Origin of the sequence: Campylobacter sp. W0014, from assembly GCF_020135975.1 — a bacterium.
Lineage (GTDB): Bacteria > Campylobacterota > Campylobacteria > Campylobacterales > Campylobacteraceae > Campylobacter_D.
In genome coordinates this window covers 13,205-28,481 of sequence record NZ_JACHTR010000002.1, presented here as the reverse complement: position 1 = coordinate 28,481, position 15,277 = coordinate 13,205, and the positions used below count along the sequence as shown (strand labels likewise).

Below are 15,277 nucleotides of genomic sequence, written 5' to 3'. Positions count from 1 at the left end.
ATTTTTAAGGATAGGCGATGAAAATTTTACTTTTAAATGAGAATTCTGTAGTTTCAAGATTGATAAGCCTTAGCGCTAAAAAAATGTCTTATGAATTTGAAGAACTTGATACTTATAGTGATGATTTAGGTCATTATGATGTTATTGTAGTTGATAGTGATATTCCAGCTCCCTTAAAGGTTTTAAAAGAAAAATGTGATAAATTGATATTTTTAGCGCCTCGTAATCAAAATGTTGATATTGACGCGCAAATTTTATACAAGCCTTTTTTGCCTACAGATTTTTTAAATTTATTAAATGGAGAAAATTTAAAGATCGATGATACTATTACTACAACAGCCTTTGAAAATTCTCACGATGAAACCAAGAAAGATGAACTTGATATAGGCGATTTAAATTTAGACTCTCATGATGAAATCAGTGAAGATGAGTTTAAAATCGATGATTTGAATTTTGATGTTGAAAATTCAGCTGAAGAAAATTTAAATCTTGAAGAAATAAAAAAAGAAAATTCTATAAACGAAGAAGAATTAGGAAATTTTGATGATCTTGAAGAAGCTAAAGATCAAGAAAATTCTTTAAATGAAGAATTAGAAAATTTTGATAGCCTTGATGGGGAACATAAAGCTTTAGAATTAGACGAGAACAATGAAGAAGAAAATAAAGAAGATCTACAAGTATCTCAAGAAAATCAAGATGAGTTAGAATTCGATAATAATTTTAAACTTGAAGAAAATATCGATGAATCACGTGAAGAAGAAAAAGCACCAGAAGAAAGCAACATTAATGATAATGAAATTTTAGAAGATCATGAAAATTTAGATCATGATGAAATTTTAAAAGATGATGAATTTTTATTGCAAGAAGAAAATTTAGACGAAGAATCAGAGCAAGCAAATTCTCAAGAAGGATCTTTTGAAGATGAATTGCCTATAGTTGAAGAACAAGAAAAAGAAGTCGATTTTGATGATATTCCAGAAGATGCAGAATTTTTAGGGCAAAGCAAAGAGGAGATAGAAGAACCAGAAGAGGAAATTTTACCTGTGATCGAAGAGGAAGAAAAATCTTTAGAGGAAAATTTAATCAATGATTTTGGAAATTTAAGCGCTCAAGATCAGATTAAAGAAGAATTAGCACAGCTTGATGAGCTTGAATATGAGATCGATGAGGATGATAGTCCTCAAATTTTAGAAGATTTCAAAGATAAACCTGTTTTTGATGAAAAAGAATTACAAATTGATGAGGAAGAAGTCGTGGTTCCAAATTTAGCGGTGAGCGAATTAGATAATATTAAAGAAAGTGATATACAGCAAGCTTTAGGTGAAACAATAGTACAAGAAGAAACGATCAAAGAAACTGTATTGGATGATCAAGATGTTAAGGCATCAGAAACAGCCAATGAAGAAATTGTCAATGAATTGAGTCAAAGTATTGCAGGAGCAATCACTTCGAGTATTAAAGATGACACTTTAAAAGCAGCTCTTAAGGGTATGAATATGAATATTAACATTAATGTTACCTTTAACGAGGAATAATATTTGAAAAATTTTATTTTATTGGTGTCAGGACCTAGTGGAGCAGGTAAATCTACACTTTTAAAAAAACTTTTTGAGGAATTTAAATTAGATTTATATTTTTCAATTTCATCTACAACTAGATCTCCAAGAGAAGGTGAAAAACATGGAGAGCATTATTATTTTGTTAGTCATGAGGAATTTCAAGAAGATATAAAAAATGACTATTTTTTAGAATGGGCTAAAGTGCATGAAAATTTTTACGGAACTTCATTGCGATACACGCAAGAAGCGCTTAATAATGGAAAAATAGTTATTCTTGATATAGATGTACAAGGATACAAAATAGCCAAAAAAAAGCTAGGAGATAAAATTGTTTCCGTTTTTATTACAACAAAAGACAAAGAAGAGTTAAAAAAAAGACTTATTAAGCGAAATACTGATACAATAATGCAACTAGAAAAAAGATTAGAGAATGCAAGCGATGAGATGAAAGAGCTTTTCGAGTATGATTATTTGATTATAAATGATCAGCTTGAACAAAGTTATGAAGCGTTGCGAGCAATTTTAGTCGCCCATAGATTAAGAACAAAGGGGCAAGATCTAGATCAAATTCAAAATACTTGGAATAAAGGAGAATAAAATGGGTGGTTGGTCAAGTCCTAGTCATTGGTTGATTATTTTATTAATCGTTGTATTGCTTTTTGGAGCGAAAAAAATTCCAGAACTTGCAAAGGGTTTAGGCAAGGGTATAAAAACCTTTAAAGATGAGATGAATAGCGATGACGAAACAGCTAAAAATACTCAAAAAATCGAAGAAAAACAAAATAAGGAAAATAATACAAACATTGATGCAAATATAGATGAAACAAAAAAAGCTTAAGGTTTTTTCTTGAAAAGTATTATTTTTGACGAAATTAAAAAAGTTTTAGGATGCGATTTTATTCTTGAAAATCCTAAGGATAAAAACTTAGCACATTTTGCCACTCCTTTAGCTTTTTCTTTAGCTAAAGAGTTAAAAAAATCTCCTATGATTATAGCTAGTGATTTGGCACAAAAATTTCAAAATCATCATTGTTTTGAAAAAGTTGAAGCTATTAATGGCTATCTTAATTTTAGAATTTCAAAAAATTTTTTAAATGAGCTTGCGACTCAAGCTTTAAAAAATCCAAATGAATTTGCCAAAGATGAGGGCAAAACTCAAACTTTTTTACTTGAATACGTGAGCGCAAATCCTACAGGTCCTTTGCATATAGGCCATGCAAGAGGAGCTATTTTTGGTGATACTTTAGCAAGAGTGGCAAGGCATTTAGGTTATAAATTTGATACAGAATATTATGTTAATGATGCGGGAAATCAAATTTATCTTCTTGGGCTTTCTGTTTTATTGAGTGTAAAAGAGAAAATTTTAAAAGAAGAAGTAGAGTATCCAGAGCAATACTATAAAGGTGATTATATCAGCGAATTGGCTGAAGAAGCGTATAAAGAATTTGGAAAAGAATTCTTTAAAGAAGAAAATATTCCTTCTTTATCAGATTGGGCAAAAGATAAAATGCTGATTTTAATCAAGCAAAATTTAGATCAAGCAAAAATTAAAATCGATAATTACGTAAGCGAAAGATCTTATTATGATGCTTTAAATGCGACTTTAAAGGCTTTAAAAGAGCATCAAGGCATTTATGAAAAAGAGGGAAAAATTTGGTTAGCTTCTTCTTTAAAAGGAGATGAAAAAGATCGTGTGATTATACGCGAGGATGGTCGTGGAACTTATTTGGCTGCTGATATAGTGTATCATAAAGATAAAATGAGTCGATCTTATGGTAAGTGTATCAATATTTGGGGGGCTGATCATCATGGATACATTCCTAGGATGAAAGCTGCTATGGATTATTTAGGCTTTAATCCAGATGATCTTGAAATCATTTTAGCGCAGATGGTTTCCTTGCTCAAAGATGGCGAGCCTTATAAGATGAGTAAAAGAGCAGGAAATTTCATCTTGATGAGTGATGTTTTAAATGAAATTGGTGCGGATGCATTGCGTTATATATTCTTAAGTAAAAGATGTGATACTCATTTAGAATTTGATGTGAGCGATCTACAAAAGGAAGATAATTCCAATCCTGTTTTTTATATCAATTACGCCCATGCAAGAATTCATCAAGTTTTTGCAAAGGCAAATAAAAGCGTCGCAGATGTGATTGAGGCTGATTTGGAAAGTTTAAATCAAGATGGGACTAATTTGCTTTTTGAAGCTTTAAATTTGAAAGCGATTTTAAATGATGCTTTTGAGAGCCGATCTTTGCAAAAAATTCCAGATTATTTAAAAAATTTAGCAGCAAGTTTTCATAAATTTTACAATGAAAATAAAGTAGTGGGCGCTGAAAATGAGAAGAGTTTATTAAAATTATTTGCCATAGTTGCTTTAAGCATAAGAACCGCTTTTGCTTTGATGGGGATTGAAGCAAAGAATAGAATGGATCATTAATCCATTCTAAAGATTAAGCAAAATCACAGCTAATATAGTTAAAAAAACGCCGCAAATTCCTATTTTATTTAATTTCTCTTTATATAAAATCCACCCTCCAGCACAAGTTCCGATAATCCCTATAGCACCCCAAGTCGAATAAGCAATACTTAAAGGCATATATTTTAAAGCAAAAGAGAGCAGAAAAAAGGCTAAGATAGCACTAAAAATAGCAGCAATTCCCCAAAATTTATATTTAAAGCCATTGGATTTTTTTAATAATAAATTTGCAAGGATATCTAAAAATGCAGACAAAATGATAATTAAAAAATAAAATTTCACTCTTTAACTTCTCCGATATTAATCATAATAATCCCAGCAATAGAACAAACAATGCCTAAAATTTGAGTCAAGGTTAAATTCTCTTTAAAAACGATAAAAGAAACTAAAAGGATAAGAATCACGCCTAGTAATTCCCAAATCGCATACGCAATCCCAATTTGAATTTTTTTGATGGCTTTGCTTAGAAAAAAATAAGAAAAACCGATAAACATAGCCATAAAAAAATAGCCCAAAATTATGTTTTCTATTTTTAAAAAACTCGTACCCAAAACTTCAAAAACAATAGCGCATATCAAAAAAAACCAAGCTTTTAAAAGTCCCTTTTTTTCTATAATCACTTCAATCCTTTTTAAAATTTTAAGTACCGAAATCATATCATTTAAAGCTTTAATCAGCCTTTTTGTTTTATACTTTCAAGCGTAAAAATCTTTAAGAAAGTGAGAAACTTATGGGACGAGCGTTCGAATATCGAAGAGCTTCTAAGGAGGCTAGATGGGATAAGATGAGTAAGCTTTTTCCTAAGCTTGCTAAGGCTATACAAGTAGCAGCCAAAGAAGGTGGGCCTGATCCTGATATGAATCCAAAATTAAGAAGTGCTATAGCGACTGCTAAAGCTAATAATATGCCTAAAGATAACATTGATGCGGCGATTAAGCGTGCGAGTGGTAAAGATAGTGTGGATATAAAAAACATCCATTATGAAGGAAAAGCAGCACACGGGGTATTGGTGATCGTTGAATGCATGACAGATAATCCTACTAGAACAGTGGCAAATGTAAAAGCAATTTTTAGTAAAAATGGTGGAGAAATTTTGCAAAATGGATCCTTAGGCTTTATGTTTAATCGAAAAGCGGTTTTTCATCTTGAAAAATTTACAGGAGATTTAGAGGAATTAGAACTTGATCTAATCGATGCTGGTCTTGAAGAATTAGAACAAAATGAAGAAGAATTAGTTATCAGCGGAGATTATACTGCTTTTGGAGAATTAAGCTCAGCTATAGAGGCTAAAGGTTTGGTGCTTAAAAAAGCTGGACTTGAATACATCGCTAACAATCCTTTAAGTTTTAGTGAAGAACAACTTAACGATATAGAAAAGCTTTTAGATAAACTTGAAGAAGATGATGACGTTCAAGCTGTTTATACTAACATAGAATAAGGAGAAAAAATGCTTAAACAAATCGATACCACCGATGCAGGCAAATATAAATTTGCCTTAATCAAAACAGAAAAAGGTACAATGAAACTCGAGCTTTTTGCCGATGAAGCTCCACAAACAGTTTGCAATTTTGCTAATCTAGCTAATGAAGGATTTTACAAAGATCTAACCTTTCATAGAGTGATTCCAAATTTTGTCGTGCAAGGAGGTTGTCCTTATGGCAATGGTATAGGTGGGCCTGGTTATGAAATTCCTTGCGAATGTGATGATCAAGATCATAAGCATTTACGCGGAACTTTATCGATGGCACATGCAGGAAGAGATACGGGCGGATCACAATTTTTTATTTGCCATAGTCCACAACCTCACTTAGATGGAGTGCATACTGTTTTTGGGCAAATTGATTTAGAAGATGAAGAAAGCTTAGAGGTTCTAGACTCAATCTGCCAAGGGGATAAAATTTTAGATATAGAAATTATTAGCGAAAAATAATTAATATAATCTAAATTAAAGCTTTTTTTTCTTAAAATTATTATTTTAATTTGAATTGAAATATTTACAAGGAGTTATTTCATGAAAACTAAGTTTTCAATTATTTTGAGTGCTTGTATTTTTTCATCATCACTTTTTGCACAAACTGCAGATGATGAAATCACTAAGCTTCAAAAGCAGCTTGCAAACATTCAAGCTGAGTTAAAAGAAATCAGAAAAGAAAGAGAAGCGCAAGCTAAGCAAAACAAAGAAGTTAAAGCTGAACTCGCTGATCTTAACGATAGAGCAGATGATAATGAATTCCAAGCTGCTTTAAGTAAAGTTAAATTCGGACTTGAATTCTCAAATGCCGTTTCAAACACAAACTACAAACTTCCTACTACAAGTTATCATGCAAATAACAAGTGGATGATGGAACTTCATTTAAATATGAATGCAGACATCAATGAAAAAACTAAATTCTATGGTCGTTTGTCTATGGCTAAAAACTGGTCTCAAATGGGATGGAGTGGAGATCCACTTGAGCTAGATGCAGGAAGAAACACAAGAACAAGTGGTCCTATTCTTTATGTAGATAGAGCTTATCTTGATTATTACATCACACCTGAGTGGATTGCAACTATAGGAAGACAACCTGGAACCGATGGTCCTGGAACAAATCTTAGAAACAATGCTTTAAGACAATCAACCTATCCGGCTTTAGCGATCAACACTTTAGGTGATGCTGCGGTTATCACTTACAAACCTGAAAGCTTACAAGATCATAAAGTAGCGATCCGTGCAGCTTATGGTAAAGCTTATCAATGGGATGAAGAAGGAAAAGTAAGAGATTGGATGAGTGATCAACAAGATGCGGATGCAAATCTTTACTATGCAGCGGTAGAAGGAGAACTTCCTTTGGGTAGCATGGGAAATAACTTGATTATTTTCAACATAGCGCGTATGACTGATTTCTCTTTACCAGTTGATACTGGCAATTCTGTAATGAATGGTTTAATTGGTGGAGCAGGTGTTAAAAATCTAGGTGATGCAACTATTGCTAATATCCATTTTGAAAACTACAATACCTTTGGAACTGACTTTAACTGGTTTGCATCTTTAGGGTATTACAATGGAAGCAATGCAAATACTTCTTGGATGAAAGCACCTCAAGCAACTAGCGCTTTATTAGGCTTTAATGAAAAAGATGGTTATGCGGTGCATGTAGGTGGGCGCTATGACTTTACAAGAGCTTTAAAAGTGGGTTATGAGTTCTTCTGGGGAAGCAGATACTGGTATACTATGAGCCGTCCAAGCATCAACGATCCGCTTAATATAAGAATGACTAGAGGTATAGCAAATGATGTTTATGTGATTTATCAGCTTGATAGATATCAATTCTTAAGATTAAGCTATACTAATATCCAAAATAAATGGGGAAATCGTGGGTTGCCACTTGGTGGAGCTAAGAAAGAAAAATCAAGAGCTGATAATGTTATGTTAATGTATAATGTTAAATTTTAAGGAGTAAGTGATATGAAAAAATTACTTTTTTTAGGTTTATTGCCTATCATTGCTTTAGCTGATTGTGCTAGCTTAATGACAAAATATGAAGCTCCAGAACCAGAATCAAAAACAATGAAACAAATTGAACGTTGGGTGAGTAAAAAGGTTAAAGACGCCAATGACGCTTCAGTTTTGAAAGAGTGCATGGTTGCTCGTGCAGCGGATAATCCAAATCAAGTTTCAGTTGCTGGTAAATAATAAAAGCGGTTTAAAGCCGCTTTTATCTTTCTTTTGACTTCCTTAAAATTTAGAAATTTTCTTACAATTTATATTTTTTATTTTAAAAATTTGTTATAATAGATCAATTTTAATCACAAAGAAATATATATGCAAAAGCCTGATATACAAAGTTTAACTAACTTTCTTATAGTCTATACTAAAACTTTATTAGGAGCTGGAACTTATACATCTAGGGTAGCTAAATGTGTAGAAAGAATCGCTAAAGTTTATGGTTATGAGATCAATATTAATTTCTTTTTTCATCATATTACTTTAAATATCGTAGATAGGAGTGATAAATCCAAACATAGAACTTATGTCATTCCTAATCATCATGCTTATATTAATTTTAAAATCATTTTAGATTTAAGTGCTTTAAGTTGGGCTATATGTGATCATAGATATGATCTTGAAAAAGCAAAAGCAATATTTGATGAAGTGATTCATCAAGAAAAACATTCTTTTATAAGCACTCTTCTTTTAGTTTCTGTAGCAAATTCAGCTTTTTGTAGGCTTTTTGGAGGAGATTTTGGTTCAGGTATTTTAGTATTTTTTGGAACTTTTTTGGGTTTAGTTTTAAGATTTTTTTTGACAAAAATCAAAATAGATTTAAGAATTCAATACATTATTTGTTCTTTTGTCTCTTCAGGCTTTGTTTTTTTAGGGCTTAATATGGGTTATACTAATACATCGGATGTGGCTTTGGGCTCTAGCATTTTATATCTTATCCCTGGTGTTTTTTTTATTAATTCAGTTATTGACATACTTAAAGATCATATTTTGATGGGTGTAAGCCGTATTATTAGCGTTGGGATTTTGATTTGTTGTATAGCACTTGGAATTTATATGACACTTAGTTTAACTGATTTTGGAATTTTAAGATGATAGAATTTGTTTTAAAAGATATGTTTTTTGCAGCTTTAGCTGGTTTTGGATTTGCTTATGCTTGCAATCCTCCTTTAAAGACTTTGATCGCTTCTGCGTTCTTAGCGGCTATTGCTCATGGTTTTCGTTTTGTTTTAACAGAATATTTTCATTTTCAAACTTTGGCAATAGCAACTTTTATAGCTTCTTTTTGCATAGGTTGTTTGGGTATAATTTTGGCTAAGATTATAAAAACTCCAGCTGAAATCATAGCCTTTCCAGCACTTATACCGATGATTCCTGGAATTTATGCTTATAAAGCGATTTTGTATTTGATTTCTTTTATACGCAGTGATGATCTTCAGGCTAAAACTGATTTTTTGGTGCAATTTTTTGATTATTTTTTAACCACTGTTTCTGTAACTTTAGCTTTGGCTATAGGGGTGAGTGTGACTTTGCTTATCTTTTTTGAGCAAAGTTTTATGATGACAAGACATATAAGAAGACATTAATTTTTTTCATTTTTTATCTTTTTGTTAATTTAATATCTTACAATAATAATAAAAAGGATAAAAATGCAAAAGTATCTATCACACAAACCTTTAGTTAAAAAATGCCACGATCATCACCATCATGAGCACCATCATCATGATCATCATGATCATTCAGATGCGCGTAATGTGGATAAGAAAATTTTAAAAATATCTCTTATTATGACTTTTTTAATGATGCTTATACAATTTGTATATTCTATACTTTCAAATTCTTTGGCATTATTAAGCGATACTTTGCATATGTTCTCTGACGTTTTTGCTTTAGCTCTTAGTTTTTTTGCGATCATTGCAATTGAAAAATTTAAAGATGATCAAAAAACTTTTGGTTATTTTAGATTAGAAATTTTGGTGGCTTTTATTAATGCTTTAACGATTATATTATCTGCAATTTTTATCATTTATGAGAGCATAGAAAAATTATTTTATCCAGTAGATATAGATGCAAAAACTATGATTATTGTTGCAATTTCGGGTTTTTTAGTCAATGCTTTCAATGCTTTTTTGATGTTTAAAGGCGCAAATTTAGATAATGTCAATATGAAGTCCGCTTTTTTACACATGATGAGCGATTTACTTGGATCTTTAGTTGTGATTATAGGTGGAATTGTTGTTTACTATACTCAAATTGTTTATATTGATACGATTTTAGCTTTGATTTTATCTTTTTTGCTTTTAAGATGGTCAATTAAGCTATTAAGAAAAAGTATCAATATTTTATTAGAAACTTCTCCTGTAGATGTGAAAAGTGTTGAAGACTTGATTTTAAAACATCATCAAGTGAATAAAATTTTAGATTTACATATCGTAGAAATCACAAATAAAATGTTTGTGGCAACTTTACATATCGAAGTAGATATCAAAGAATTGCTAGAATTTGAAAAGCTTTATCAAGAGCTTTCAAGCGAGCTTTTAGAGCATTTTAATATAGGACATATTACAATACAACCAAGTATTATAAAAAAGGAAAATCAATGAAATTCAAAGTAAAAAATGTAAATTGTGCAAATTGTGTTAATTTGATAAAAAATTCTTTACAAGATGAGTATGGTCTGATTGACATAGATTTGGAAAATAAAATTTTAAGCGTGGATTTGCAAGAAGAGAACTTAGAAAAATTTAAAAATGAATTTCAGGAATTAGGATTTGATATTGTGGAGCGTATGTAAAAATGCAAGAATTTCGTGTCAAAATAGGAAAGATGACTTGTATTAATTGTTCTAATGCCATAGAAAGATCATGTAAAAAAATAGAAGGCGTTGAAGAAGCTAGTGTTTCTTATGTGAATTCGAGTGGAATTTTTCTCATCCAAAAGGATGAAAAACGCAAAGAAATTTTAACAAAAATAAAAGATTTAGGTTTTGAAATTTTAGAAGATGAGCAAAGCTTAGAAGAATATAAAATAAAAAAACATATAGAGCTTAGAAAAAATTTGCTTTTAAGTATAGTTTTAAGTGTTGTTGTGATGTATTTTGAAATGTTTGATCAAAGTTTCTTTTCGCAAAATATGCAAATGCTTTTAAGCTTTTTTGGGATTTTTTATTGCGGGAGAGATTTTTTTTCCCATGCTTTTTTTGGATTAAAAAATAAAAATTTAGATATGAATACCCTTGTTGTTTTAGGAGTAATGAGTGCTTTTGTGTATTCTTGTTTGGTTTATTTTAAAATTTTTAATGAAAAGCATTTGTATTTTAGTGGCGCTATGATGATTATCTCCTTTGTGCTTTTAGGAAAATATCTTGAAAATAAAATCAAACTCAAGGCTGAAAGTTATCAAAAAAATCTTGAAAAAATTGATACAAAAAAGGCAAGAATTTTACTTGAAAATGATGAAGTTAAAGAAATTTCTAGTGCTTTTGTTAAAGCTGGAGATGTTATTTTAGTCAAAGAAGGTGAAAGTATTGTTGCTGATGGGGTGATTTTAAATGGAAGTGCTGAAGTGGATATGAGTTTTTTAAATGGAGAATTTTTTCCTGTTTTAAAAAAAGAAAACGATGAAGTGCAAGCAGGTGGCATTGTTTTAAATGGTATGTTAAAAATTAAAGCAAATAAAAAAGCAATGGATAGCACTTTAGAGCAAATTAAAAATTTAGTTTTTTATGCAGGAAATATAAAAACCCCATTAGCAACTTTAACGGATACAATTTCTAAATATTTTGTAGCATCTATCATCATTTTAGCTTCATGTGTATTTTTATTTTGGCTTTTTAGGACAAATCTAAATGCAGCTTTTTTGCATGCTTGTGCTGTGCTTTTGATTTCTTGTCCTTGTGCTTTAGGTCTTGCAACGCCGATTGCTTTAGTTGTAGCAAGTTCAAATGCAGCTAGAAATTTTATTTTACTTAAAAATCCTGCTGCTTTAGAAAAATTAAGTCACATTAAACTTGCTTATTTTGATAAAACTGGAACTTTAACTAAAGAAGAATTAGAGATTATTAAGCATAATCTAAATCAAGATGATTTTCAAAAACTTTGTGAAATAGAAACTTTAAGTTCGCATCCTATTGCAAAAAGTTTGAGTAAAAATATCCATGTTGAGTTAAAAGGCGAGAGTGAAATTGTAGTTGGTGCGGGTATGATTTATAAAGAAAATGATGATACGTATTTTATAGGAAGTCGGTATTTTTTAGACAGCAAAGGCATAGATACTAAAGAATGCGATCAATTTTTTAATCAATTTAAAAATTTAGGCAGTATCAAGGTGTATTTCGCAAAAAATTCTCATTGTTTAGGGGGAGTTTTGCTTGATAGTTCTTTAAAAGAGGGCGCAAAAGAACTCATCGTAGGATTAAAAAAACAAGGGATTAAAAGTGTTATTTTAAGCGGAGATAATCAAGAAAGTGTTAAAAAAATAGCTAAAGAATTGAATATAGATGATTTTTATGCGCAATTAAAGCCAGAAGAAAAACTTCAAATCATCAAAAATTCCAAAGATGCTTTATTTGTAGGAGATGGTTTAAATGATGCAGCTGGATTGTCTTTGGCAAGCGTGAGTATGAGTTTTTCAAAGGCTAATGAATTAGCTAAAAAAACAGGGGATTTTATTTTGATTAAGGAAAATTTAGCAAATATTTTATATTGCTTTTCTCTTTCTAAAAAAACAAGAAAAATAATCAAATTAAATCTTTTTTGGGCTTTTATCTATAATACACTTTGTATTCCTATTGCAGCGGGTTTTGTACCTTCCGTGACTTTAAGTCCGCACTTTGCAGCCTTAGCTATGTGTTTTAGCTCTATAACTGTTGTGCTGAATTCTTTGCGGTTAAAAAATATTTGATTATTCTTGAATTTGAGGCTCTCCAAAGCAATCTTTCAAGGCTTCTTTAATGTCTTCCTCGGGATTAAATTTTTTAGCACCTTGTTTGAGTTCTTTAAAAGATGAATTAAGATCGAGTTTTGAATTTGAAGGAGTGCTAGGCTCTTGAGTGATGGATTGGAGTTTGCTTTCATCAATGCTTATTTCTTTTTGCACAGCAATTTTTGCATTTTGTCCTAATTTATCTTTTAAAAGCTCTTGTATGAGTTTAAAGCCTTTGTTAAGTTGAGTACGATTTTCTCCTGTTGCGTTAGAACTTATCGTTAAAATTTCATTTTCATAACTGATAAATCGAGTGCTTTTTTCAAAGCATTCCCCAAGTTCATAATCTCTATCATATATAGCCTCTAAAAGCACTTCATAGGCATTTTTTGGTTTTTCCTTAATTTTTTGTTCTAAAATCGGCGTGATTTTTGGAGTAATATTTTCAGCTTTTCTTTGTTCGATTTCATTGATTTGCGTATCAATTTCTTTAAGATAACTTGCTTCCATCATCATAAAAGCCATCACACAAAGCGTAAAGCCATCATCGTCGCAAATCATATTTTTAGCACGAGCTAAAATACGGAAAAATCTTTCATAAATTAGAGTTGAAAATTCAGTGCTTCTAGCAAAAAAACTTTCTTTAAGATAAAATAGCATCTCATCTATAACGCTAGAGGCTTCATATTCTTTAAGCTCATCTAAAAATTCAAAAACTTTTTCCTTATCTTTGATTAAAATGGCATGATAAAATTCTTTGATTTTATTCGGATCTAAAAAGCCTAACATATCAGTGATTTTAAGTACACTAATATCACTTTGACAAAAAATAATAGCTTGATCAAGTAAAGTCAGCGTGTCTCTTAAAGATCCATTGCCACTTCTTGCAAGAAATTTTAAAGCTTCTTCTTCAAAACGAACATTTTCTTTGATGAGAATTTCTTTAAGATGATTTTGAATTTCACTTTGTGGAATTTGCTTAAAGCGAAAATGTTGAGTTCTTGATAAAACCGTAGCGGGAAGTTTTAAAGGATCGGTGGTTGCAAGTATAAATTTTACATAGCTTGGTGGTTCTTCTAGGGTTTTTAAAAGCGCATTTGCAGCTTGTGGGGTAAGCATATGCACTTCATCGATAATGAAAATTTTAAAACGAGCTATAGAAGGAGCGTATTTAGTTTGTTCGATCAAAGCTTGTATATCTTCAAGACCACGATTGCTTGCCGCATCCATTTCTATAATATCGATGTGTTTTCCCTCTAAAGCCGCGATACACTGCTTACAAGTTCCACAAGGAGTATCGCTAGGCCCTTGATCACAAACCAAAGCTCGAGAAAAAATTCTAGCACTAGAGGTTTTTCCACTACCTCTTAAACCTGAAAAAAGATAAGCATGGGTTAGGCGGTTGTTATTGAGTGCGTATTTTAAACTCGTGCTAACAGTTTTTTGCCCTATAAGCTCATCAAAGGTTTTTGGTCTGTATTTAACGGCTAGTGCTTGAAGCATTTTTACTCATTCATTATAGATAAAAGTTCGACATTATCTTTAGTTTTTAGCATTTTAGAATATAAAAATTTAAGCGCCTCAATATCATCCATTTGAGAAATAGCCGAGCGTATTGCCCAAATTTTTTGAAGCTCTGCAACACCTTGTAAAAGTTCTTCTTTTCTTGTTCCTGATTTGATGATATTGATTGCAGGATAAATTCTTCTATCAGAAATATTTCTATCAAGTACGATTTCACTATTCCCCGTTCCTTTAAATTCTTCAAAAATCACATCATCCATTCTAGAACCGGTGTCGATTAATGCTGTAGCTATGATGGTTAAAGATCCACCATTTTCTATATTTCTAGCGGCTCCAAAAAAGCGTTTTGGTTTATGCAGTGCATTGGCATCCACGCCACCGCTTAAAACTTTTCCACTGCTAGGAGTTGCTGTGTTGTAAGCTCTAGCAAGTCTTGTGATACTATCAAGTAAAATGATGACATCCTTGCCTGTTTCAACCATTCTTTTTGCTTTTTCTATAACAAGTTCTGCAACGCGAACGTGATTGTAAGCAGGTAAATCAAAAGTAGAGCTAAAAACTTCACCCTTAACGCAACGTTGCATATCGGTTACTTCCTCAGGTCTTTCATCAACTAAAAGAACGATTAGATGTATTTCTGGGTGATTTCTAGCAATTGCAGCTGCTAATTCTTTCATAAGTTCTGTTTTACCTGTTCTAGGTGGTGCTACGATAAGTCCACGTTGCCCTTTTCCTATAGGAGTAAAAAGATCTAAAACACGTCCTGTTAATTTCATAGGATCGTATTCGAGTTTGATTTTTTCAGTAGGGAAAATTGGAGTTAGATTGTCAAATAATGGCCTTTCTTTAGCTTCTTGTAAAGGCATGTAATTGATCGCTTCGATTTTTAAAAGTGCGTAATATTTTTCTTGATCTTTAGGTTCTCTAACTTGTCCTGTGACGATATCGCCTACACGCAATGCAAATTTACGGATTTGAGAATTAGAAACATAAGCATCATTAACACTATCGCTTAAGTTAGAATCCATACCTCTTAAAAAGCCATAACCTTCACTTGAAATTTCTAAAATTCCGGTAAAAAGTATAAAGCCGCCTTTTTTAGTTTGTGCTTTTAAAATCTCAAAAATAAGTTCTTGGCGACGAAATTCGCGTGGATTTTCTATTTCGCATTCGTTTGCAATTTTGACTAAATTTTCTAAATCAAGTAATTTTAAGTCTTCTATTTTATAACCCTCAACTGGAATATGGGTTCTTTGATGTTGTTTTTTTTCTTTTTCCATAAGCCCTCGCAAGAAATTATGCAGTCAT

General features: G+C 31.4%; 17 protein-coding genes. 13 read left to right on the top strand and 4 right to left on the bottom strand.

Going from position 1 to position 15,277, the window contains the following annotated elements:
• Nucleotides 1-17: 17 nt before the first annotated feature.
• Genes H2277_RS00875 through argS form a run of 4 tightly spaced genes read left to right on the top strand, consistent with a single transcriptional unit; the run spans nt 18 to nt 3,999 of the window.
• Nucleotides 18-1,535 (top strand): hypothetical protein, encoded by a 1,518-nt coding sequence (locus H2277_RS00875; RefSeq protein ID WP_337200524.1) that lies wholly within the window; start codon nt 18-20, stop codon nt 1,533-1,535.
• Nucleotides 1,536-1,538: 3 nt separating this feature from the next.
• The gene (gmk, locus tag H2277_RS00870; protein WP_337200523.1) at nt 1,539-2,156 is read left to right on the top strand and encodes a guanylate kinase; all 618 of its coding nucleotides are present in this window, start codon (nt 1,539-1,541) and stop codon (nt 2,154-2,156) included.
• A gap of 1 nt (nt 2,157) precedes the next feature.
• Nucleotides 2,158-2,397 (top strand): twin-arginine translocase TatA/TatE family subunit, encoded by a 240-nt coding sequence (locus H2277_RS00865; protein ID WP_137623511.1) that lies wholly within the window; start codon nt 2,158-2,160, stop codon nt 2,395-2,397.
• A gap of 9 nt (nt 2,398-2,406) precedes the next feature.
• The gene (argS, locus tag H2277_RS00860) at nt 2,407-3,999 is read left to right on the top strand and encodes an arginine--tRNA ligase (protein WP_337200522.1); all 1,593 of its coding nucleotides are present in this window, start codon (nt 2,407-2,409) and stop codon (nt 3,997-3,999) included.
• A gap of 6 nt (nt 4,000-4,005) precedes the next feature.
• Here the strand turns inward: argS and H2277_RS00855 are convergent, their stop codons facing one another.
• The gene (locus tag H2277_RS00855) at nt 4,006-4,320 is read right to left on the bottom strand and encodes a DMT family transporter (RefSeq protein ID WP_407928546.1); all 315 of its coding nucleotides are present in this window, start codon (nt 4,318-4,320) and stop codon (nt 4,006-4,008) included.
• Nucleotides 4,317-4,658: a multidrug efflux SMR transporter gene (locus H2277_RS00850; RefSeq protein ID WP_337200521.1), complete on the bottom strand. Its 342-nt coding sequence runs from the start codon at nt 4,656-4,658 to the stop codon at nt 4,317-4,319. Before H2277_RS00850 ends, H2277_RS00855 begins: the two co-directional genes overlap by 4 nt.
• 110 nt (nt 4,659-4,768) lie before the next feature.
• Between H2277_RS00850 and H2277_RS00845 the strand changes: the two genes are divergently transcribed.
• The 9 genes from H2277_RS00845 (at nt 4,769) to H2277_RS00805 (ending at nt 12,424) form a co-directional block, all read left to right on the top strand.
• A complete protein-coding gene (locus H2277_RS00845) occupies nt 4,769-5,476 on the top strand; it encodes a YebC/PmpR family DNA-binding transcriptional regulator (RefSeq protein WP_337195314.1) in 708 nt (235 codons plus the stop codon).
• A 9-nt stretch (nt 5,477-5,485) separates the two neighbouring features.
• Nucleotides 5,486-5,968 carry a peptidylprolyl isomerase gene (locus H2277_RS00840; protein WP_337200520.1) on the top strand — a complete coding sequence of 161 codons (483 nt, stop codon included), beginning with the start codon at nt 5,486-5,488 and terminating at the stop codon, nt 5,966-5,968.
• Nucleotides 5,969-6,049: 81 nt separating this feature from the next.
• A complete protein-coding gene (locus tag H2277_RS00835; protein ID WP_337200519.1) occupies nt 6,050-7,471 on the top strand; it encodes a DUF3373 family protein in 1,422 nt (473 codons plus the stop codon).
• Nucleotides 7,472-7,483: 12 nt separating this feature from the next.
• Nucleotides 7,484-7,711 carry a hypothetical protein gene (locus tag H2277_RS00830; RefSeq protein WP_337200518.1) on the top strand — a complete coding sequence of 76 codons (228 nt, stop codon included), beginning with the start codon at nt 7,484-7,486 and terminating at the stop codon, nt 7,709-7,711.
• A gap of 129 nt (nt 7,712-7,840) precedes the next feature.
• Nucleotides 7,841-8,617, top strand: coding sequence for a threonine/serine exporter ThrE family protein (locus H2277_RS00825; protein ID WP_337200517.1), 777 nt, complete (start codon nt 7,841-7,843; stop codon nt 8,615-8,617).
• On the top strand, nt 8,614-9,108 hold the full coding sequence (locus tag H2277_RS00820; RefSeq protein ID WP_337200516.1) for a threonine/serine exporter family protein: 495 nt from the start codon (nt 8,614-8,616) through the stop codon (nt 9,106-9,108). The genes H2277_RS00825 and H2277_RS00820 overlap by 4 nt, the downstream gene beginning before the upstream one ends.
• Nucleotides 9,109-9,171: 63 nt before the next feature.
• Nucleotides 9,172-10,125, top strand: a complete 954-nt coding sequence (locus tag H2277_RS00815) for a cation diffusion facilitator family transporter (protein ID WP_337200515.1) — start codon at nt 9,172-9,174, stop codon at nt 10,123-10,125.
• On the top strand, nt 10,122-10,316 hold the full coding sequence (locus H2277_RS00810; protein WP_337200514.1) for a heavy-metal-associated domain-containing protein: 195 nt from the start codon (nt 10,122-10,124) through the stop codon (nt 10,314-10,316). The genes H2277_RS00815 and H2277_RS00810 overlap by 4 nt, the downstream gene beginning before the upstream one ends.
• A 2-nt stretch (nt 10,317-10,318) precedes the next feature.
• The gene (locus tag H2277_RS00805; RefSeq protein ID WP_337200513.1) at nt 10,319-12,424 is read left to right on the top strand and encodes a cation-translocating P-type ATPase; all 2,106 of its coding nucleotides are present in this window, start codon (nt 10,319-10,321) and stop codon (nt 12,422-12,424) included.
• Here the strand turns inward: H2277_RS00805 and H2277_RS00800 are convergent, their stop codons facing one another.
• Together H2277_RS00800 and rho are read right to left on the bottom strand one after the other, a co-directional pair.
• Nucleotides 12,425-13,948, bottom strand: coding sequence for a DNA polymerase III subunit gamma/tau (locus H2277_RS00800; protein WP_337200512.1), 1,524 nt, complete (start codon nt 13,946-13,948; stop codon nt 12,425-12,427).
• 2 nt (nt 13,949-13,950) lie between these two features.
• The gene (gene rho / locus H2277_RS00795; protein ID WP_337200511.1) at nt 13,951-15,249 is read right to left on the bottom strand and encodes a transcription termination factor Rho; all 1,299 of its coding nucleotides are present in this window, start codon (nt 15,247-15,249) and stop codon (nt 13,951-13,953) included.
• Nucleotides 15,250-15,277: the final 28 nt, after the last annotated feature.

Bases quoted from the DNA above. Each gene is read 5' to 3' on its own strand.
- H2277_RS00815 (WP_337200515.1), top strand. From the start codon at position 9,172: ATGCAAAAGTATCTATCACACAAACCTTTAGTTAAAAAATGCCACGAT.
- H2277_RS00865 (WP_137623511.1), top strand. From the start codon at position 2,158: ATGGGTGGTTGGTCAAGTCCTAGTCATTGGTTGATTATTTTATTAATC.
- H2277_RS00840 (WP_337200520.1), top strand. From the start codon at position 5,486: ATGCTTAAACAAATCGATACCACCGATGCAGGCAAATATAAATTTGCC.
- H2277_RS00875 (WP_337200524.1), top strand. From the start codon at position 18: ATGAAAATTTTACTTTTAAATGAGAATTCTGTAGTTTCAAGATTGATA.
- H2277_RS00835 (WP_337200519.1), top strand. From the start codon at position 6,050: ATGAAAACTAAGTTTTCAATTATTTTGAGTGCTTGTATTTTTTCATCA.
- H2277_RS00845 (WP_337195314.1), top strand. From the start codon at position 4,769: ATGGGACGAGCGTTCGAATATCGAAGAGCTTCTAAGGAGGCTAGATGG.
- H2277_RS00820 (WP_337200516.1), top strand. From the start codon at position 8,614: ATGATAGAATTTGTTTTAAAAGATATGTTTTTTGCAGCTTTAGCTGGT.
- rho (WP_337200511.1), bottom strand. From the start codon at position 15,249: ATGGAAAAAGAAAAAAAACAACATCAAAGAACCCATATTCCAGTTGAG.
- H2277_RS00800 (WP_337200512.1), bottom strand. From the start codon at position 13,948: ATGCTTCAAGCACTAGCCGTTAAATACAGACCAAAAACCTTTGATGAG.
- H2277_RS00830 (WP_337200518.1), top strand. From the start codon at position 7,484: ATGAAAAAATTACTTTTTTTAGGTTTATTGCCTATCATTGCTTTAGCT.
- H2277_RS00805 (WP_337200513.1), top strand. From the start codon at position 10,319: ATGCAAGAATTTCGTGTCAAAATAGGAAAGATGACTTGTATTAATTGT.
- H2277_RS00810 (WP_337200514.1), top strand. From the start codon at position 10,122: ATGAAATTCAAAGTAAAAAATGTAAATTGTGCAAATTGTGTTAATTTG.
- H2277_RS00825 (WP_337200517.1), top strand. From the start codon at position 7,841: ATGCAAAAGCCTGATATACAAAGTTTAACTAACTTTCTTATAGTCTAT.